Source organism: Sinorhizobium arboris LMG 14919, from assembly GCF_000427465.1.
In the GTDB taxonomy this organism is placed as follows: Bacteria; Pseudomonadota; Alphaproteobacteria; order Rhizobiales; family Rhizobiaceae; genus Sinorhizobium; species Sinorhizobium arboris.
This window is the reverse complement of sequence record NZ_ATYB01000007.1, coordinates 25,878-44,507: the sequence shown is the minus strand read 5'-3', so window position 1 is coordinate 44,507 and position 18,630 is coordinate 25,878. Positions and strand designations below refer to the sequence as shown.

Genomic DNA, 18,630 nt, shown 5'->3' with positions numbered 1-18,630 from the left:
CCAATCCCCCCGGAGCGATCGCTGGCTATGCGGTCTCCATCACGCGGATCGTCTCGGTCGCGCTTTGCGAGACGAGGCGTCCCTTGGAGAAGACGAAGGCCCGGTCCGGTCCGCCGGCAACCAGCGTGTCGGTGTCGATGCAGTCGGTGACGACGAAATCGGCGCGGGCGCCGGCCTTAAGACCATGGTCCTTGGCGAGGCCCATGAGGCGGGCAGGGGCCGTGGTGATCATACGGTGGGCGGCGGCAAGCTCGTCGCCGCGCAGATGGCCGGCCAGCAGCGTCCAGCGGGCGATCTCCAGCATGTCGCCGGAGCCGGTCGGCACGAACGGGTCTTGAATATTGTCCGAGGCCGTGGCGATGGTGACGCCGGCGCGGTAAAGCTCGGCGACGCGGGTCAGGCCGCGCGGCGGCAGTGTCTCGGCATCGCGGCCCTGAAGATAAAGGTTCGCGGCCGGCAGCGTGACGACACCGACATCAAGCGTCAGCAGTCGCTCGGCGATGCGCTGGAAGTCCTTGCGGGGCAGGGCACTCAGGACCGAGATATGGCTGAAGACGGTGCGGCCCTGCATGCCGAAGCGGTCAACCCGGTCGAGGGCGGCGTCCAGGAGGTGCACATCGGCCTTCAGATGTTCGTCGAGATGCAGGTCCACCGGCTTGCCGGCCTTCACGGCGGCGGAAAACAGGATGTCGAGATAGCGCGGCGGGTCTTCGGAGACCGCGGGCGTGCCGCCGACGGCATCGGCAAGCGCCACGGCGCCGTCAATGTTCTTGCCGAGCCAGTCGAAATCCTGGCCCGGATGCGGGGTCATGAAGGCGACGAGCTGGAGGGTGATGCGGTCTTTTTCGGCGTTGCGGATGCCGGCCAGCGTCTCGATGCCGTGAAAGCCGGCATCCTTGTCGACGTTGATATGGCTGCGGATCGCGGTCGTGCCGCGGGACAGACATCGCCCGACCGTGCGGGTGGCGCGCTTGTAGATATCGTCGGGGCCGGCGGTGCGGGCATATTTGGCAAAGGCCTCGCGGGCGCCCTGCAGCGTGCCGGAGGGATTGGGCGTGAAGCGCAGCACGCCGGTCTTGTCGAGATGCTGGTGGGCATCGAGGAAACCGGGCGAAACCAGCATGCCCTTGATATCGACGCAGGCGCCGCAGGAGCCGGTATCGAGGAAGGGTTCGACGACGACGATGCGCCCGTCCGCCCCGACGATGATGTCGCTTATCGATTGCGATCCGTCGTCATGGATGACCGTTCCGCCCGTCAGCGCATAGGACCGGCCGGCAGCCAGATTTGCGAGCGACACAAGTTCTTTGTCCCGTACCATTCGTCCCCACCTTATTGGTTATGGCCGAAAACTAAGCATGGGTGATTAGTTAAAACAAATTCAATATTTCTATTCTTTAATGAGAAGAACGAAATAATCGCCGATGCAAAAATTTCTCGCAGACGCAACATTCGGCTGAAGAAGGAAAGAAAAATCAATGGATTGATCTCTTCTGGCCGGGCGCCATCGCTCTGTACAATGGCGCCCATTCTTCAGAAAATCAGTGCCGATATTGCGGTTCTTCGGCGTCCAACTGGCGCCGGATGGCGGCGAGATGGGCTTTTGCGGACTCCGGATCCCCTTCGCGCATCTGCCTGTAGGCGGCATCGGCAATGGCCGGATCGACCGGTGTGACGGTGCGGCCGGTGGACATGGCGAGCACCTGCACCTCGGCGGCGCGTTCGAGGTAGTAGAGGTCGTCCCAGGCTTCGGCGATGGTCGGGGCGAGCACCAACACGCCATGATGCTTCATGAAGACGATATCGGCATCGCCCGCGGTGCCGGCGATGCGGGCACCCTCGGCATAGTCGAGCGCCAGGCCATTATAGTTCTCGTCGACGGCGGTGCGGCCATAGAATTTGAGCGCGGTCTGCCCGGCCCAGATCAGCGGCGGACCGTCCGTCATCGAAAGCGCGGTCGCGTATGGCATGTGGGTGTGGAAGGCGACTTTCGCGCGGGGCAGGCGGCGGTGGATTTCGGCGTGGATGTAGAAGGCGGTCGCCTCCGGCGCGCCCTCGCCGTCGACGACCGCGCCGTTGAAATCGCAGATGAGCAGCTTCGAGGCCGTCAGCTCGTGAAAGGCGTAGCCGTAGGGGTTGACGATGAAGAGATCGTCATAGCCGGGCACGACGGCGGAGAAGTGATTGCAGATGCCTTCCTCGAAACCATTGCGGGCGGCCATGCGGAAACAGGCGGCAAGGTCTTCCCTCGCGGTGCGGATGGCGTCGGTGGAAAGATCGGGGCGATTGGGCCGGGCCGGCTTTTCGGATTGTGAGGCACGGTCTGTCAGGGAATGCGCCATGGGTGCTCCTCGTCTCGGATCGGATGGGCCTGGGAGCGGCGGCTGGCCGGAAAGCGCGTCAAGCTCCGGCCTCCGCGCACAGCTTCATGGAGCTGCGCCCTGCCTGCCCGCGATATCGGCGCGGTCCAGCAGCGCGCACAGATAACGCCCGAATTTTTGCGGGGTCAATGGACCGATTTCAGCAGGAAATCGCGGAACCGTCGCGCGGCAGGTGACAGCGAGCGCGCCCGTTTCTGGATGAGGCTGACTTCGCGGGTGATGTGCGGCTCCTTCGGCGTGCGCACGACCAGGCCCATGGAGGTCGCAAGCCGGGTGACGGCCGAGGTCATGATTGCGACGCCGAGGCCGCCCTCGACCATGCCGATGATCGTCAGTGGCAGGGCCACCTCCTGCATGGACTTGTCGAGCGACAGCGCGATGCCGTTTCGCACCAACTCGTTCTCCAGCCGGTCGCGAATCGGGTTGCCGCGCTGCGGGCCGATGAGCTTGCAATCGGCAAGGTCGGTCCAGCGCACCTCGGGCCGCCGCACCAGCGGATCGTCGGCATGTAGCACCACCAGAAATTCGTCGGTGATCATGCGGGTGCCGATGAGTTCGGTATCGTCCTCCGGCACGGTGCCTAGGCCGAGATCGACGGAGCCGTTGGCGACCTGCTCCAGCACGGTCTTTTCCGCGACGTCATGCAGCTCGACGGTGATTTCCGGGTAGAGCCGGGTGAAGCCGCGGACGAGTGGCGGCAGGAGCAGGGCGGCCTGCACCGTGCCGGCCGCCATGCTGACCTTGCCGCGGCGCAGCGCATTAAGTTCCCGCGAGCTTTCCACCATGCCTTCGATATCGGCCACGGTGCGGGCGGCGATCGGCAGGATATCCATGCCCGCCTGCGTCAGGCGCAGGAGCCGGGTGTGGCGGTCGAAGAGGCGCAGGTTGAGGTTCTGCTCCAGCTGCCGGATCAGGGTGCTGACCGCCGATTGCGAGGAGCCGAGCCTGTTGGCGGCTAGCGTGAACTGTCCGAGATTGGCGACCGTCACGAAGGCGCGAAGCTGTTTCAGGGTGATGTCCACGTCGTCCCCAATTCATTCAATAACTAGATAAACAAATATGATTATGCCGGTTGTTTACTGATTTGACCAGAAGCATGATCCTCGTTGTACGGCGTGCGGTGGTAACCATGAGGCCAAGATGCCCGCACCGCGCCGGAACCTGTTCGCTGGGAGGAAAGCGAATGTCCCATCATGATGCGACGGACCCTGTCGAGAAGAAGTACCCGTTCCCAAGCCTTCTGGCTCTGGGCCTGCAACACGTTCTTGTCATGTATGCCGGTGCTGTCGCCGTGCCGCTCATCGTCGGCAATGCCCTGCATCTGCCGAAGGATCAGGTCGCCCTGCTCGTCAGCGCCGACCTGTTTGCCTGCGGCATTGTCACCATCATTCAGGCGCTCGGCTTCTGGAAGATCGGCATTCGCCTGCCCATCATGATGGGCGTTTCCTTTACCGCCGTGCCCTCGATCATCGCCACCGGCACCAATCCCGATCTCGGCATGCCCGGCATTATCGGCGCCGTCATCGGCTCCGGTGTCTTCACCTTACTCGTTGCCCCGTTCTTCGGGCGATGGGTGCGCTTCTTCCCGCCGATCGTCACCGGCACGGTGATGCTGATCATCGGCCTGTCGCTGATGCGCGTTGGCGTCAACTGGGCGGCGGGCGGCCAGCCGATGATCCGGGGGCCGGAAGGCATGATCCCGAACCCGGCCTACGGTGCGCCCTTCGCGCTTGCGGTCGCCGCGATCGTGCTGCTCTCGGTGCTACTGCTCACCCGCGTTCTCAAGGGCTTCCTGTCCAATCTCGCGGTGCTGATGGGTATCGGCATCGGCTTCGCCATCGCCATCGCCTTCGGCAAGGTGAATTTCCACGGTGTCGCGGATGCCGGCTGGTTCCAGGTCATCCATCCGCTCGCCTTCGGCTGGCCGGTGTTCGAGTTCTGGTCGATCCTGTCGCTCTGTGCGGTCATGACGGTCATGATGATCGAATCGACCGGGCAGTTCCTGGCGGTCGGCGACATGGCAGGCCGCAAGATCAGCCAGCGCGATCTCGCCCGTGGTCTGCGCACCGATGGCGTCGGCAACATCATCGGCGGCCTGCTCAACACCTTCACCTATACGACCTATGCCCAGAACGTCGGCTTGTTGCAGATTACCGGCGTGCTCAGCCGCTATGTGGTCGCGGCCGGCGGCGGCATCCTGATGCTGCTCGGCATTCTGCCGAAGGTCGCCTTCGTCAGCGCCTCGATCCCGAGCTATGTCGTCGGCGGCGCGGCCATCGTGATGTTCGGCATGGTCTCGGCGACCGGCGTGAAGATCATGTCGCGGGTGGATTTCGCCGGCAACCGGCGCAACCTCTACATCGTTGCCGTCAGCGTCGGCCTCGCCATGGTGCCGGTCGTCGCCGACAACATCTTCGACCAGCTGCCGGCGGCGCTCGGAAAATTCCTGCACAGCGGCGTGCTCGTCGGCACCTTCGCGGCAGCGCTCCTGAATATCTTCTTCAACGGCGTGCCCGCCAGGGAGCCGGAGGATGAAGACGTGCAGGGCGCAATCGCCGCCGCCGATCCGGCCTGAACCGTAACAACAAACATGATCAGCCCGGCGGCCACGCGCCGCCGGAACCCTGAACCCTGAGGAAACCCCATGAGACGCTTTGACTATCATCGGGCGGAAACGCTGGAGCATGCCTCCCGTCTCCTCACCGAACTGGGCGATGACACCTTTCTCTTCAACGGCGGCACGGACCTTCTGGTCGAGATCCGCGAGCGGCTGCGCCGGGTGCGCAATGTCATCGACATCAAGGGCATTCCCGGCCTCTCCGACATTACCTACGACGAAACCCGCGGCCTGACGTTTGGCGCGCTGGTAACGGTGGGTCGGTTGGAGCGGCTGGCTCTGGTGCGCGAGCGGTACCCGAACCTGCGCGAGGCGCTGGCTTCGCTCGGCTCGATCCAGGTGCGCAACCGCGCCACCGTCGCCGGCAATGTCTGTCGCGCCTCGCCCTCGGCCGACACCATCCCGCCGCTGATCGCCGACGGTGCCTTCATTCATATCTACAGCCCGGCCAACATGCGCGTCGTGCCGCTCGCCGAGTTCTTCACCGGCGCCGGCCGCACCGTGCTCGCTAAGGGCGAAATCGTCACCGGCATCACCGTGCCGCCGGCCGCCGACAACACCGGCAAGGCCTATCTCAAGCACGGCCGTCGCAAGGCCATGGAGCTTTCCACCGTCGGCGTCGCCGTCAGCCTTTCCATGGACGACGGCGTCTGCAGCGATATCCGCATCGCGCTCGGCGCAGTCGGCGCCACCGTGCTTCGGGCGCCGCAGGCGGAAGCCATGCTGCGCGGCACGACGCTCGACGCGGCAACCGTGAAAAACGCCGCCGACAAGGCGATGGAAGAGTGCACGCCGATCAGCAACGTGCGCGCCAGCGCCGAATACCGCCGCGACATGGTCGGCGTGCTGACCGGCCGCGCCATCAGACAGGCATTGGAGACTTTCGCATGAAAAGGATCGTGGAATTCACCGTCAACGGCGAGCCCACCGAAATGGCGGTCGAGACTTGCTGTTCGCTGCTCGATGCGCTGCGCGACGACGTTGGTCTCACCGGCACCAAGAAGGGCTGCGACGTCGGCGACTGCGGTGCCTGCACCGTCATCGTCGATGGCCAGCCGGTCAATGCCTGCCTGATGCTCGCCGTCGAGGCCGAGGGCTGCACGGTCGAGACCGTCGAGGGCCTGCAGCCGGGCGTCGATGTGCTGCATCCGCTGCAGGATGCCTTCATGCGCCATGGCGCCTCACAGTGCGGCTTCTGCACGCCGGGCATTTTGATGATGGCCAAGATGCTGCTCCACGAAAATCCGCACCCGAGCGACGAGGACATCCGTTTCGGCCTCAGCGGCAATATCTGCCGCTGCACCGGCTACACCAAGATTTTCGACGCGATCAAATCCGCCGCGCGCGAGCTGGAGGCTGCAAGATCATGAACGTGACGACCCCTATCGAACAGCGCGACTTCAAGATCGTCGGCAAGAGCGTCAAGCGCGAGGACGTGGTCGAGAAGGTGACGGGCGATGCCCAGTACACCGGCGACATCAAGCTCCCCGGCATGCTGCACGGCAAGATCAAGCGTGCCGCGATTGCGCATGCCCGCATCAAGAGCATCGATGTCAGCAAGGCGCTCTCCTATCCCGGCGTCAAGGCCGTGCTGACGCACGAAAACGTGCCGCGCGTGCTGCATTACGGCTCGCCGCATCCGCGTTCGGCCTCCTGCACCAAGGACCAGTACATCCTTGATGACAAGGTGCGGTTCTGGGGCGAGGGCGTCGCCGCCGTCGCCGCTATCTCGGAAGAGATCGCCGACGAGGCGCTGGACCTGATCGAGGTCGAATATGAGGCCCTGCCGGCCGTCTTCGAACCGGAAGACGCCGTGCTGCCCGATGCGCCGCTGATCCACGATGTCGGCCCCGGCGGCAATCTCGTGCTCGATCCGGTTCGCGTCAATCGCGGCGATATCGAAGCCGGCTTTGCCGAGGCGGATCTCGTACTCGAAGGCACCTTCTCCGGCGGGCGGCCACACCCGGCCTATATGGAGCCGAATGTCTGCATCGCCGATTGGGACGGCTCCAACAAGCTGACCTTCTGGACCTCGACGCAGACCTCCTTCATGGTGCGCGGCATTCTCGCCGAAGTGCTCGGCCTGCCTCTGACCAAGGTGCGCGTGCTGGTCGACCATATGGGCGGTGGCTTCGGCGCCAAGCAGGATTGCTTCCAGCATGAATTCCTCTGTGCGCTGCTCGCGAAGGAAACCCGCCGGCCGGTGAAGATGGAATTCACCCGCCACGAGACCTTCGTGGCCGGCCGTGCCCGCCATCCCTGCCGCATCTGGCTGAAGCAGGGCTTTAAGAACGACGGCTCGCTCGTTGCCCGTGACATGAAGCTTGTCTACGATTCCGGCGCCTATGGCTCGCACGGTCCGGGCGTGACCATCGTCGGCACCAATGCCGCGACCTCGCTCTATCGGTGCGAAAACGTGCGGCTGGAGGGGCGCTGCGTCTACACCAACACCCCGATCAACGGCGCCTTCCGTGGCTATGGCGTGGTGCAGAGCTATTACGCCCTCGACATCCAGATGGACGAGGCGGCCGAACGGCTCGGCATGGACCCGGCAGAACTCAAGCTGAAGAACGTGGTGCGGGCCGGCGATATCGCGCCGTCAGGCCACCCGATCCTCGGCCATGGCCTGGAAATCTGCCTCCAGCACGGCCTCGACGTGCTCGACTGGAAATCGCTGCGCAACCGCGACCGTACGCCGGACCCGAAGCGTCCGCATATGCGCAAGGGCTGGGGCATCGGCTGCGAGATGCACGGCTCGTCGGCCTATCCCGGCATCAAGGAGCAGGGCAACGCCACGGTGAAGATGAACGAGGACGGCACGGTGACGCTGCTCACCGGCGCTGCCGGCCTTGGCACCGGCGCGCATACGGCACTCGCCCAGATCGTTGCGGAAGAGCTCGGCGTGCGTTTCGAGGATGTCGGGGTCATCCACGGCGATACGGATGTCGTGCCGTGGGATATCGGCGCCTTTGCCAGCCACACGACCTATCTCGTCGGCACGGCCGCCAAGATGGCCGCCGGCAAGGTGCGCGCTGCCGTTCTTGAACGTGCCGCGATGAAGCTGCAGGTCGCCGTCGAGGAGATCGACCTTTCCGAAGGCAAGATCTTCGTCATCGCCGAGCCGGGTCGCTTCATGACCGTCGCCGAAGCCATGGGCCCGTCGCGTGGCATTCCCGCCGCCAATATCGTTGGCAACGGCACCTACCAGCCGACCAAGTCCTATTCCTTCGCCGTGCACTTTACCGAGGTGGATGTCGATACGGAAACCGGCCTCGTCGAGGTCAAGCGCGTCGTGCCGGTGCACGATGTCGGCCGGGTCATCCACCCGATCGCGGCTCAGGGCCAGATCGAAGGCGGCATCCAGCAGGGCATCGGCCACACGCTGACCGAGGACTACGTCATCGACAAGAAGACCGGCCGCTCGCTTAATGCCGGCCTCGTCGACTACAAGATGCCGCTCTCGATGGACATGCCGGATATCGAGACGATCATCCTCCAAGCCGCGCCCGATCCGGGCGGCCCCTGGGGCGCCAAGGGCGTCGGCGAAGACCCGATCATCGCCATCGGCCCCTCGATCGCCAACGCCATCCACGACGCCATCGGCGTCCGCTTCCACCACTATCCGATCACCCCGGAAGATATCCTCAAGGCTCTGAGGGAGAAGAACGCATGAACATGCACATCCAGCCTGCCGAACGTAAGCTGCCGATCACGATCCTCACCGGGTTCCTCGGCTCGGGAAAGACGACGCTGCTCAACTACATCCTGACCGAGCGTCACGGCCACCGCATCGCGGTCATCGAGAACGAATACGGTGAGGTCGATGTCGACAGCGATCTGGTGCTCGCCTCCGACGAGGAGATCTTCCAGATGCAGAACGGCTGCATCTGCTGCTTCGTCGATGTGCGCAACGACCTCATTGACGTGATGAAGAAGCTTTTGAGCCACAAGGATAAGTTCGATCACATCATCGTCGAGACCTCCGGCCTTGCCGATCCGACCCCGGTCGCCACCGCCTTCTTCGTCGATCGCAGCGTCGCCGACGAGGTGGAACTGGATGCCGTCGTCACGCTAGTCGATGCCATGCACATCGATCAGCATCTCTACGATCCGGTGCTCGACGGCAGCGACAACCAGGCGGTCAACCAGATCGTCGCGGCCGACCGCATCCTCGTCAACAAGATCGATCTTGCCGAAGAGCATGCCCTCGATTCGCTCGAAGGCTCGCTGCGCAAGCTCAACCAGACGGCGCCGATCCTGCGCTCCAGCTATGGCAAGGTAGACCTCTCCAACATCCTCGGCGTCAACGGCTTTAAGCCGTCCTACGTGCGCGAGCGGGCGGAAATCCTCGACATCGACATGGATGACGATCACGACGCCCATCACAGCCATGACTGCCACGACGCGGCCTGCAGCCACCCGGACCATGATCATGGGCATGAGCACCACCACGATCACGAGCATCATGGCCACGACCACGGCCATGCGCAGCAACCGACGCTGCGTCCGCACAGCCATGATGCGACGGTGAAGTCACATTCCTTCGTCTACCCGCAGCCCTTCGACGGCGAAAAGCTGGCGGGGTTCCTCAAGGGCTACCTCGGCGAACACGGCGACGACATCTTCCGCACCAAGGGCATCGTCTCGGTGGCCGATGACGACCGCTTCTTCGTGCTTCAGGCCGTGCACAAGCTCGTCGATTTCCGCCCCGATCATGCCTGGGGCGAGGACAACAGGAAGTCGAAATTCGTCTTCATCGGCCGCAATCTCGATCATGACGGCATCGACAGAAACTTGCGCGCATGCCTGGCGATCTAGCGGCTTCTCCCTCCGCGCGAAAGCCTGCTCAAGTCCCTCTGTCAGAAAGCCGCCCGCGCACCCTCCTGCGCGGGCGGTTGTTGCTGCTTGTCTGAATGAAAATGGTTTTAAAACAAAGAGTTAAATCATAAAATCAGTTGACAGGAATCGTGCCCTGTGGTTTTATTGAGGGCGAGTAGAAGCGCCGACAATTGCTCACCGTCTGTTGGAAGATGAGGCCGCGATGTCGATGCTGACTACGAAAGGAAGGACCGGTTGCCCCTGCGCTGCAAGGTTGTGCCCGGCCTGTTTCCACCGTCATCGGCATTTCCTGAAATTGCGGTTCGGCGCCCGGCTTCTGCCGGCACGGCGTCGATCACGCGGCCCCGCATCGACCGGACCCTCTACGACAGGAGAAACCAATGATAATCGACCTAAGCTGCTACCCCACCGATCTGGTGGACCTGGCTTGGCGCCATGACGGACCGCCCTTCACCGGCGACAAGCTTTTGAAGATGATGGACGGGCCGTATTACGTGAACGGCAAGCCGCGCCGCATCGACAAGGCCTTCATCCAGCCCCCGCAGGGCAACACCATCTACACCCATGAGATCATGGACCTGGAAGGCAAGGCCGCCATCCGCCAGTACATGGGCTATACGGAAAAGATGGTGACCGACCATCCCGATCGTTTCCTCGGCTGCTTCGTCTACAATCCGCGCTACGGCGTGCAGAACGGCGTCGACGAAATCGAACGCTACGCCAAGGAATTCGATTTCAAGATGGTCCAGCTGCAGGCGAACATGCACGCCTACCGCCCGGACCGCGCGCTCGACTGGCTGCGACCGGCCATGAGGAAGTGCGCCGAACTCGGCCTGATGGTGAAGGTGCACACCGGCGACGGTCCGTACTCGATCCCGACCGAGTTCTATCCGATCATCCGCGAGTTCCCTGCAGTGAATTTCATCCTCGCGCATTTCGGCGTCCAGACCGGTGGCGTCTATGTGTTCGAGCCGATGCAGATGGCTCTCGACACGCCGAGCGTCTACGTCGAATCCGGCTGGTGCCTGCAGTCGCGCATCGTCGAGTTCGCCAAGGTCCTGCCCAAGCACAAGATTCTCTTCGGCTCCGACACCCCGCCGAACGAGCCGGGCATGTGGATCAACCTGCTCGAAGTCCTCTGCCACGAGCCGCCGCAGGGCCTGAACCTCGACGAGGATACGCTGGAGGATTATCTCGGCAACAACGTCGCCCGCATGATCGGCCTGGAGCCGACCAAGGCGCCGGCAAACGTCGAAGAGGCCGAGGCGTACCTGCGCCAGCACGGCGTCTCGCTCGCCGCGTAAATAGAACGGAGTGAACAATGATCATCGATACCCATCTTCACCCGACCAACCTCGTCGACGAGGCGTGGCGCCATACGGGCACACCGTTTACCGGCGAGCGCATGCTCAAGCTGATGGACGGCCCCTACATGATCAACGGCAAGCCGCGCCGCATCGACATGGGCTTCATTCAGCCGCCGCCGGGCAACACCGGCTACCGTGACGGCAACCGCAAGGGCCGCGACGGCATTCGCGACTACATGGCCTATATCGCCGAGCTGTGCCAGAAGTATCCGGACCGCTTCATCGGCAACTTCAACTACAACCCGCGCTGGGGGCCTGAAAACGGCGCTGCGGAGCTGGAATTCCACGTCAAGGAATACGGCTTCAAGATGCTGAAGCTGCACGCCAACATGCACGGCTACCGCCCGGACCGCGCGCTGGAATGGCTGCGTCCGGCCATGAAGAAGTGCGCCGAACTCGGCGTCGTCGTGCTTATCCACACCGGCGACGGCCCGTACACAATCCCGACAATGTTCTACCCGATCATCCGCGAATTCCCGATGGTCAACTTCATCATCGGTCACTTCGGCATCCAGACGGGCGGCAACTACTCGTTCGAATCCTTCTGGATGGCGATGGACACGCCGAACGTCTACTGCGAATCCGGCTGGTGCTTCCAGTCACGCATCGTCGAGTTCGCCCAGCAGCTGCCGAAGAACAAGATCGTTTTCGGCACCGACAGCCCGCCGAACGATCCGGGCATGTGGCTGCGCGAGCTGGAAGTGCTCTGCAAGGACCCGCCGCACGGCATCAACCTCTCCGAGGACGATCTGGAAGGTTATCTCGGCAACAACATCGCCAAGCTCGTCGGCATCGACCCGTCGCCGCCGCCGCGCAATCTGCAGGACGCCCAGGCGCGCCTGACGGACTCTTACGCCGGCGTCGACCGCGCCACCGGCAAGCATCTGCTGCAGCCGGCTTGATGAATGTCGCCCGCCGTCGAAAGGCGGCGGGCTTCTACATGTCGGGCGGGCATGTGCCCCGCCAACCCCGAACACCGAGGCCCGAGAGATGAGCCAGTACCACAAGCAAGACGTCCGCCGTTTTCTGGCCGATTACCGGGCCGAGCATCCCGAGGACGTCATCACCATCGACCGGCCGGTCTCGGATGATCAGGATGCCACTGCGCTGATCTGGACCCTAGCGGAAAAGGGCCAGCACCCGATGCTGCACCTGAAGAACGTCGATGGCATCGGCGCGGAAGTCGTCTGCAACATCTTCGCCTCGCGCGACCGCATCGCCCGCCTGCTGGGCTCGACGGCGGACAGGCTGCATGAGGCCTATCAGGCGCGCTCCAACAAGCCGTTCACGCCGGAACGGCTGGAAAGCGGCCCGGTCATGGAAGAGACCATTTCCGGCGACGACGTAGATTTGCACGCGCTGCCGATGCTCAAGCACTTCGACACCGACCGCGCGAAATACATCACGTCGGGCATTATCATCGGCGAGCACCCGGAAACCGGGGCCGGCAATCTGAGCTATCACCGCGCGATGATCCATTCGAAGAATTGTCTGGCGACCTCGCTGCATTCGCGTGGCCATCTCTGGCGGTTGATGAACATGGCCAAGGAGAAGGGCCAGCCGATGCCCGTCGCCATGGTGATCGGCGGCCATCCCCTGTTCATGATAGCGGCTTCCGCCCGCCTTGGCTTCGGCGAGGACGAGCGCGATGTGGCCGGCGGCCTGATGGGCGAGTCCTTGCAGGTGGTTCGCACGCCGAAATACGGTATCCGTGTTCCCGCCCATGCCGAGATTGTGCTGGAAGGCGTCATCGACCCCGCCGCCCATGTGGAGGAGGGGCCATTCGGCGAGTTCACCGGCTATTCCTCCGATCGCTCGACCAACAATCTCTTCACCGTCGAGACCATCCTGCGCCGGCGCGATGCGATGCTGGTGTCCGTCGCCGGCGGCAATTCGGCCGAACACCTCAACCTTGGCCGCGTGCCGCGCGAAGCCGAGGTGGTGGAGAAGCTGAAGGCCCGCTTCCCGTCGATCACGGCCGTCCACTATCCGTCGTCCGGCACCCATTTCCACGCCTATATCGCCATGAACCAGACCCGCGAGGGTGAGGCGCGACAGGTGATGCTCGGCCTGCTCGGCTGGGACCAGTACCTGAAGAATGTCGTGGTGGTGGACGCGGATGTGGATATCACCAAGGACAGTGAAGTGCTGTGGGCTCTCGCCACCCATTTCCAACCGCACAAGGATGTAGTGATCATCGAGGGGCTGCCGGGCAACGCGCTCGATCCCTCGGCAAGCGGCATCGGCACCACCTCGCGCATGGGTCTCGATGCCACCCGCGGGCCGAATTTGCATGGCGTGCGTGCACGCATCAGCGACGAGGCCATGGGTCGCGCCGCCTCCATTCTGAAAAGCGTTGGCTAGGCCATGACCCAGCCAAGACGCATGATCGTCGGCATTTCGGGGGCTTCCGGGGTCATCTACGGTAAGCGCATCCTTGAAGTGCTGCGCAATCTCGATATCGAGACGCACCTGATCATGTCGCGCGCCGCCTGCATCACGCTCGCGGCCGAGGCGGATTTCACCAAGCAGGACCTCGGAGCACTGGCGACGACGACCCATTCCAATAAGGATATCGGTGCTGTCTGTTCCTCCGGTTCCTACAGGACGCTCGGCATGATCGTCGCGCCCTGTTCAGTGAAAACCATGGCCGAGATCGCCACTGGCACGACCGACAACCTTCTCTCGCGCGCCGCCGATGTGGTGCTGAAAGAGCGGCGCCGGCTGGTTTTGATGCTTCGCGAGACGCCGCTGCATCTCGGTCATATCCGCAACATGGCGCATGTGACGGAAATGGGCGGCATCATCTATCCGCCGGTGCCGGCCTTCTATGCCAAGCCGCAGAGCCTTCAGGACATGGTTGACCACACGGTCGGCCGGGTGCTCGATCTGTTCGACCTCGACGCCGGCATCGTTCACCGCTGGCAGGGTACGCAAGGAGAGGAATGACATGGCCGCCCGCATCGCCCAGGACACGGACATGGTTGCCCCTCGCGCCGCATTTCTCTCCGACGATGCGGCCGACATCCTCGCCTTCGCCGCCGAGGCGCTGGAGGAATGCCGTGCCACGGCTCTCGTCACCCTCGTCGAAATCCGCGGCGGTGCCGCCCGCGCCATCGGCGCGCAGATGGCGGTGCGGGAAGATGGCCTCTATTGCGGCTTCGTCTCCGGCGGCTGCACCGAAGCCGCCGTCGCAGCCGAAGCGGTGATCGCGCTGCAGAAGGGCATGGACCGTAACCTGCGGCTGGGGGAGGGATCGCCCTTCTTCGATGTCGTCCTGCCCTGCGGCGGCGGCATCACGTTTACCATCCATGTGCTGCGCGACGCCGCAGCGCTGCATCTTGCACTGGCGGCCCTGCAGCGCCGCACGTCGGCGCAACTGCGCTACCATCCCGGTCAGCAAGTTCTGTCATTCGAGCCCGGGGGAGCCACAAGTGGCTGGGAGGGCGATGAATTCGTACGCGCCTACCGGCCGAAACCGCGCCTGCTACTCGCCGGCACCCCGATGGAGACCGACGCCGTGGCGCGGGCCGCGACTGCCTCGGGCTATGAGACCGTCCTCCTCGATCGGGGCCAGATTCCCTCATCCGACCAGATCGACGCCGATACCGCCGTCGCATTGCTCTTCCACGACATCGACCGCGAGCTGCCGGTTTTCGACGCAGCACTTGCCTCCAGCGCCTTCTATATCGGCGCCCTCGGCAGCCGCCGCACCCATGCCCGCCGCTGCGAGGCCTTGTGCCAGCGCGGCCATGACGAGGCGACGCTCGCCCGCATCAAGGCGCCGATCGGCATTTTTGACCGGGCGCGGGATGCCAAATCGCTGGCACTCTCCGTCGTTGCCGATATCGCGCAGAAGTATATGCACAGAGCTGCGCACGCCGACGCCAATTGAACATGGCCCAAAACGCAAGAGGATTTGAGGACATGGTCCACACCGTCCGGCTCGGCATGCTTACTCCGTCGTCCAACACCGTGCTAGAACCGGTGACGACAGCAATGTTGTCCGCTTTGCCCGAGGTCTCGGCGCATTTCTCGCGTTTCAAGGTCACCGAAATCGCGCTTTCCGAACAGGCTCTCGGCCAGTTCGACGACAGCGAAATCCTGCGCGCGGCCGAGCTGATTGCCCATGCGAAAGTCGACGTGATCGCCTGGAACGGCACGTCGGCTAGTTGGCTCGGTTTCGATCGCGACGAGCGCCTGTGCGAGCGCATCACCGAAGCGACAGGCATTGCCGCCTGCACCTCGGTGCTGGCCTTCCGCGAGATTTTTGAGGCAAGCGGTGTGCGGACCGTTGGTCTCGTGACGCCCTATCTCGCCGATGTGCAGGCAAGAATCATGGCCAATTGGGGCGCCTCCGGCTTTACCTGCAGCGCGGAACGGCACTACGGCTTGCAGGACAATTTCTCCTTTGCCGAGGTTACCGAAGCCGAGGTTTCCGGCATGGTGCGCGCGGTCGCCCGCCAGGGCTGCGATGCGGTCGCGGTCGTCTGCACCAACATGTGCGCTGCACCGCTTGCGGCGGCGCTCGAACAGGAACTTGGCATCCCGGTCTACGACTCGATTGCGACGACCGTCTGGAAAAGCCTGACGCTAGCGGGTGTCGAGACGGCGCCACTGCAGGGCTGGGGCTCGTTGTTCGCGGGTTCGGTGAGACCTCACGGCGCTTCTCGAATGACACGCCAAATGTTTGGAGACAACGCATGAGAATTGACCCCTTACCGCCGGCGAAAGGGCCAATCCTGCTCTGCGGCGCTGTCGTGAGCGACCCGCAAGGCAGGATATTGCTCACCCGGACGGCGCAGGATCGGGATGTCGGAGTGTGGGACCTGCCTGTCGGCCCGGTGCATCACCCGGATTCGCTCGAGCTGGCGGTCGTGCAGGTCCTGCATGCGAACCTCGGAATGCTAGTGCTGCCCCTTGGCGTGCTGTGCATCGCCGAAAGCACCGAGGCCGGCCATACGCTTTCGATTATCTACGCCGCAAACATGCTCTCCCGGCTTCCCCGCCGGCCGACTGACCCTGTGGTTGCCGAAGGCTGGTTCTCGCCCCGGACAATTCCCGAACGGATCAGCCCGCTGGCTGTGAGCGCCATCGGACGCTGCTGCCGTTCTTTTCGGATGCCGTCAGCAACCGTTGGGAGATAGCCGCTATAGTCGGGCAGCTTGCGATCGTGGAAGGTGTTGCGCCGGATCTCGCGATAGATCGTCGATCGATGACGACCGAGTTCGCGCGCCATTTCTTTGATCGGCAGTTTGCGTTCGACAAAGTGGAAGAGGCGGCGTCGATCGGCCAGATTCAGCTGCGAATAGCGTCGGGACATCCCAAAATCTCCACCATTAATCATTGGCATGTCGCACTTGGAAATAATGTATTGTAATGTTATAACATATCACATAAGATAACTTATGGAACTCTCGGTTTTGAAGATGGCTTCGACTGCACCCTCGACCGTGTCGGCCCACTGCGCCACAGCCGCGCTGAAAGAGAGCGTTGCCACCAGGCAACTTCGGCACGGTACCAGCGCGCCACGGCGCCGATGTAATCCGCCTTGTATTCGAGCCTACACCGGCAGCCCGAGATCTCCGACACCGGTGCGCGCGGATCGCCCGGGAACATAAGAAGCGCACCCAACGGGCTCTGAAACACCTCATCCATGCCGACGCTCTAACCGTTGAGGAAACGATGGGTGTGACGCACGCGGCTGTCTCCGGCGGACCGCCATACCTTTGTGACGTCCTGCCCTGGACCTTTCCGGCCTCGACCTGCTGCCGCATCGCCTCGTCGCGGCGCCGTGGTAAGCGCCATCATGGTTTTGGTGCGCGCCAGCATTTCGCCGCGGAGAAGCAGGTTTTTGTCGTGCAACCGGCCGACTATCTTGGTGAGGGCCTCGCCGGTGACAGGCTTGTCCGCCCTAACCGCGGCCATGACGATCCTGTCGAACCGCTTGTCGCGCGTAAGCGACAAGGAGACCCCGTCTAGCAGCATCGGGGTTGGGTAAGGTATGGCGGAGAGACGATTTCACAGACTGTGAGCATCTATGTCTGCGCCTATAGCTAGCCCGTAACCGTTCGGTGAGCACCGCAGGTAGCCGATCGTCACTCACCTGAGCGTACGCTAAACCGTTGCTCAGGCTCCGTTACGCACAATGGGGGCACCGCTGCTGCTCTCCGGCACCTAGTGAAGCAACTTCTTACGCCGACGCGGGTCGTCTTTGCATTCGAATCGCTTTTTTGCCGCGCTCAAGATCACATCGGCATCCGCGTTCCACTCCTCAGAATCCAGCCCGAAAGGGTCCGAAACGGCCTGTCGCAAGTTTAGAATTTTCACGAGCACGGAACGGGCGGCGGGCTGCGATGCATCCGCAAAATCACAAAAGACATTCAGTAGTCTACAACCCACTTCGTTGTCTTGGAAATTCGCCAAGTATATGTCAGCGAGGTGAATAGCTGCCATTCGGCTCCCTGACCACCCCAGGTCCTGATCCGACAATATGAGCTCTCGGACCAGGAAACGGTAACGCTCAATAAGTCCAAGATACCTGCAAAGAGCCTTCAGAGCCAATTCCCCGTGAACATCGCGTTCTGCGCTATGCATGTAACTTTCGATGAGTTCCGCATCTGACGAATTACCGCAGAAGCCGACAATATACAGAGCAGAGGCGATATCACCGCTTCGTTTCCTAAGTACTTCCCTTGCAAGCTCGACTTCCGCGGGGCTCACGATGCCGTCTGCAACACCTTGAGCACGCTCCCTTATTGCCGATAGGTCGACGGATTTCCTCATAATCTTCTTCCATCCACTGGCTTGGCTCTGTCTTTGCAGCGGCCAGCATTTTGCCAGTCAGCTTCTTTGCCAAAAATGTGTCGCTCGAGAGTTTGGTAGCCCCCATATACGTCGGCGCTTCGATCATATGGAAGGTTCTAGTTCCAGAACTAGGCGCAGACATAGAAGCTCACTTCGGCTCACAACGTGCGCTACCGATATCCGACCGCTAACCCTCTACGCCAGACGGGGTCTCCTTGCCGCTTACGCTGTTTCGATGGCGACGGGAGCTTAGTAGAGATGGTGAGCAAAGCTCTGCTCTGGCGAAAGAATAGCAGCCGAGATCTGCGGCAATTAAGGAACGCGTTGTCGAGGTCGTCATTGGCGATGCCGTCGTGCGTGCCGGTGCGGACGTCGACGAGCTGACGCCGACGCCGCTCATCTACGCCCACATCAATCCCTACGGCGCTTTTGATCTCGATCTCGCGCGGCGAATTGATTTCGACGGTAACCGCCCGATTGGCACCGCCTGCCAGATAGCGCCTTGATGGCCTAAGACACGTCATTAGCGACGTCGTTGGCGACGTGTCTTAGGCGAGGTAAGAACCGCTCGCCAACGTAATTCCTTTGCGTCGTCATTGCCTCGTTGCGCTCTCGCCGA

At 62.8% G+C, this 18,630-nt stretch carries 16 protein-coding genes and 3 pseudogenes; 12 read left to right on the top strand and 7 right to left on the bottom strand.

What is annotated here, in order from left to right; translation table 11 throughout:
- Positions 1-25 precede the first annotated feature (25 nt).
- The 3 genes from SINAR_RS0100340 to SINAR_RS0100330 form a co-directional block, all read right to left on the bottom strand.
- Positions 26-1,321, bottom strand: a complete 1,296-nt coding sequence (locus SINAR_RS0100340; RefSeq protein WP_033056858.1) for an amidohydrolase family protein — start codon at positions 1,319-1,321, stop codon at positions 26-28.
- Between the two features lie 220 nt (positions 1,322-1,541).
- Positions 1,542-2,342, bottom strand: a complete 801-nt coding sequence (locus tag SINAR_RS0100335; RefSeq protein WP_027997179.1) for an aldolase — start codon at positions 2,340-2,342, stop codon at positions 1,542-1,544.
- 164 nt (positions 2,343-2,506) lie between these two features.
- Positions 2,507-3,403 (bottom strand): LysR family transcriptional regulator, encoded by an 897-nt coding sequence (locus SINAR_RS0100330; RefSeq protein WP_027997178.1) that lies wholly within the window; start codon positions 3,401-3,403, stop codon positions 2,507-2,509.
- Positions 3,404-3,564: 161 nt separating this feature from the next.
- On the opposite strand from SINAR_RS0100330, the gene SINAR_RS01000000132875 reads away from it, so the two are divergent.
- The 11 genes from SINAR_RS01000000132875 to SINAR_RS01000000132870 all read left to right on the top strand — a co-directional run bounded on the left by SINAR_RS01000000132875 (position 3,565) and on the right by SINAR_RS01000000132870 (position 15,911).
- Positions 3,565-4,956: a nucleobase:cation symporter-2 family protein gene (locus SINAR_RS01000000132875; RefSeq protein ID WP_050577398.1), complete on the top strand. Its 1,392-nt coding sequence runs from the start codon at positions 3,565-3,567 to the stop codon at positions 4,954-4,956.
- Positions 4,957-5,025: 69 nt separating this feature from the next.
- Positions 5,026-5,889, top strand: coding sequence for an FAD binding domain-containing protein (locus SINAR_RS0100320; RefSeq protein ID WP_027997177.1), 864 nt, complete (start codon positions 5,026-5,028; stop codon positions 5,887-5,889).
- Positions 5,886-6,368 carry a (2Fe-2S)-binding protein gene (locus tag SINAR_RS0100315; protein WP_027997176.1) on the top strand — a complete coding sequence of 161 codons (483 nt, stop codon included), beginning with the start codon at positions 5,886-5,888 and terminating at the stop codon, positions 6,366-6,368. The genes SINAR_RS0100320 and SINAR_RS0100315 overlap by 4 nt, the downstream gene beginning before the upstream one ends.
- Positions 6,365-8,671: a xanthine dehydrogenase family protein molybdopterin-binding subunit gene (locus tag SINAR_RS0100310; protein WP_027997175.1), complete on the top strand. Its 2,307-nt coding sequence runs from the start codon at positions 6,365-6,367 to the stop codon at positions 8,669-8,671. The genes SINAR_RS0100315 and SINAR_RS0100310 overlap by 4 nt, the downstream gene beginning before the upstream one ends.
- Entirely contained in the window at positions 8,668-9,816 is a 1,149-nt protein-coding gene (locus SINAR_RS0100305; protein WP_027997174.1) for a CobW family GTP-binding protein, read from the top strand. Before SINAR_RS0100310 ends, SINAR_RS0100305 begins: the two co-directional genes overlap by 4 nt.
- Before the next feature lie 401 nt (positions 9,817-10,217).
- On the top strand, positions 10,218-11,141 hold the full coding sequence (locus tag SINAR_RS0100300; protein ID WP_027997173.1) for an amidohydrolase family protein: 924 nt from the start codon (positions 10,218-10,220) through the stop codon (positions 11,139-11,141).
- A gap of 17 nt (positions 11,142-11,158) precedes the next feature.
- Positions 11,159-12,106, top strand: a complete 948-nt coding sequence (locus SINAR_RS0100295) for an amidohydrolase family protein (protein WP_027997172.1) — start codon at positions 11,159-11,161, stop codon at positions 12,104-12,106.
- An 88-nt stretch (positions 12,107-12,194) separates the two neighbouring features.
- Positions 12,195-13,568 (top strand): UbiD family decarboxylase, encoded by a 1,374-nt coding sequence (locus tag SINAR_RS0100290; RefSeq protein ID WP_027997171.1) that lies wholly within the window; start codon positions 12,195-12,197, stop codon positions 13,566-13,568.
- 3 nt (positions 13,569-13,571) lie between these two features.
- Positions 13,572-14,153: a UbiX family flavin prenyltransferase gene (locus SINAR_RS0100285; RefSeq protein WP_027997170.1), complete on the top strand. Its 582-nt coding sequence runs from the start codon at positions 13,572-13,574 to the stop codon at positions 14,151-14,153.
- Position 14,154: 1 nt separating this feature from the next.
- Positions 14,155-15,099, top strand: coding sequence for an XdhC family protein (locus tag SINAR_RS0100280; protein ID WP_027997169.1), 945 nt, complete (start codon positions 14,155-14,157; stop codon positions 15,097-15,099).
- Between the two features lie 32 nt (positions 15,100-15,131).
- Positions 15,132-15,911 (top strand): maleate cis-trans isomerase family protein, encoded by a 780-nt coding sequence (locus SINAR_RS01000000132870; protein WP_050577397.1) that lies wholly within the window; start codon positions 15,132-15,134, stop codon positions 15,909-15,911.
- Positions 15,912-16,322: 411 nt separating this feature from the next.
- Here the strand turns inward: SINAR_RS01000000132870 and SINAR_RS1000000136360 are convergent.
- From SINAR_RS1000000136360 to SINAR_RS0100250, 4 genes and pseudogenes are all read right to left on the bottom strand, one after another.
- Positions 16,323-16,527 (bottom strand): annotated as a pseudogene (locus SINAR_RS1000000136360) (helix-turn-helix domain-containing protein); the annotation flags it as partial.
- 99 nt (positions 16,528-16,626) lie between these two features.
- Positions 16,627-16,704: pseudogene (locus SINAR_RS1000000138250) on the bottom strand (HK97 gp10 family phage protein); the annotation flags it as partial.
- A gap of 5 nt (positions 16,705-16,709) precedes the next feature.
- Positions 16,710-17,162 (bottom strand): annotated as a pseudogene (locus SINAR_RS1000000137605) (phage minor head protein); the annotation flags it as partial.
- 219 nt (positions 17,163-17,381) lie between these two features.
- Positions 17,382-17,990, bottom strand: coding sequence for a hypothetical protein (locus SINAR_RS0100250; RefSeq protein WP_027997167.1), 609 nt, complete (start codon positions 17,988-17,990; stop codon positions 17,382-17,384).
- 374 nt (positions 17,991-18,364) lie between these two features.
- Between SINAR_RS0100250 and SINAR_RS1000000137105 the strand changes: the two genes are divergently transcribed.
- Positions 18,365-18,517 carry a hypothetical protein gene (locus SINAR_RS1000000137105; protein WP_158500185.1) on the top strand — a complete coding sequence of 51 codons (153 nt, stop codon included), beginning with the start codon at positions 18,365-18,367 and terminating at the stop codon, positions 18,515-18,517.
- Positions 18,518-18,630: the final 113 nt, after the last annotated feature.

Coding starts and splice junctions, on each gene's coding strand:
- SINAR_RS0100340 (WP_033056858.1), bottom strand. CDS start 1,321: ATGGTACGGGACAAAGAACTTGTGTCGCTCGCAAATCTGGCTGCCGGC.
- SINAR_RS0100335 (WP_027997179.1), bottom strand. CDS start 2,342: ATGGCGCATTCCCTGACAGACCGTGCCTCACAATCCGAAAAGCCGGCC.
- SINAR_RS01000000132875 (WP_050577398.1), top strand. CDS start 3,565: ATGTCCCATCATGATGCGACGGACCCTGTCGAGAAGAAGTACCCGTTC.
- SINAR_RS0100320 (WP_027997177.1), top strand. CDS start 5,026: ATGAGACGCTTTGACTATCATCGGGCGGAAACGCTGGAGCATGCCTCC.
- SINAR_RS0100315 (WP_027997176.1), top strand. CDS start 5,886: ATGAAAAGGATCGTGGAATTCACCGTCAACGGCGAGCCCACCGAAATG.
- SINAR_RS0100310 (WP_027997175.1), top strand. CDS start 6,365: ATGAACGTGACGACCCCTATCGAACAGCGCGACTTCAAGATCGTCGGC.
- SINAR_RS0100305 (WP_027997174.1), top strand. CDS start 8,668: ATGAACATGCACATCCAGCCTGCCGAACGTAAGCTGCCGATCACGATC.
- SINAR_RS0100300 (WP_027997173.1), top strand. CDS start 10,218: ATGATAATCGACCTAAGCTGCTACCCCACCGATCTGGTGGACCTGGCT.
- SINAR_RS0100295 (WP_027997172.1), top strand. CDS start 11,159: ATGATCATCGATACCCATCTTCACCCGACCAACCTCGTCGACGAGGCG.
- SINAR_RS0100290 (WP_027997171.1), top strand. CDS start 12,195: ATGAGCCAGTACCACAAGCAAGACGTCCGCCGTTTTCTGGCCGATTAC.
- SINAR_RS0100285 (WP_027997170.1), top strand. CDS start 13,572: ATGACCCAGCCAAGACGCATGATCGTCGGCATTTCGGGGGCTTCCGGG.
- SINAR_RS0100280 (WP_027997169.1), top strand. CDS start 14,155: ATGGCCGCCCGCATCGCCCAGGACACGGACATGGTTGCCCCTCGCGCC.
- SINAR_RS01000000132870 (WP_050577397.1), top strand. CDS start 15,132: ATGGTCCACACCGTCCGGCTCGGCATGCTTACTCCGTCGTCCAACACC.
- SINAR_RS0100250 (WP_027997167.1), bottom strand. CDS start 17,990: ATGAGGAAATCCGTCGACCTATCGGCAATAAGGGAGCGTGCTCAAGGT.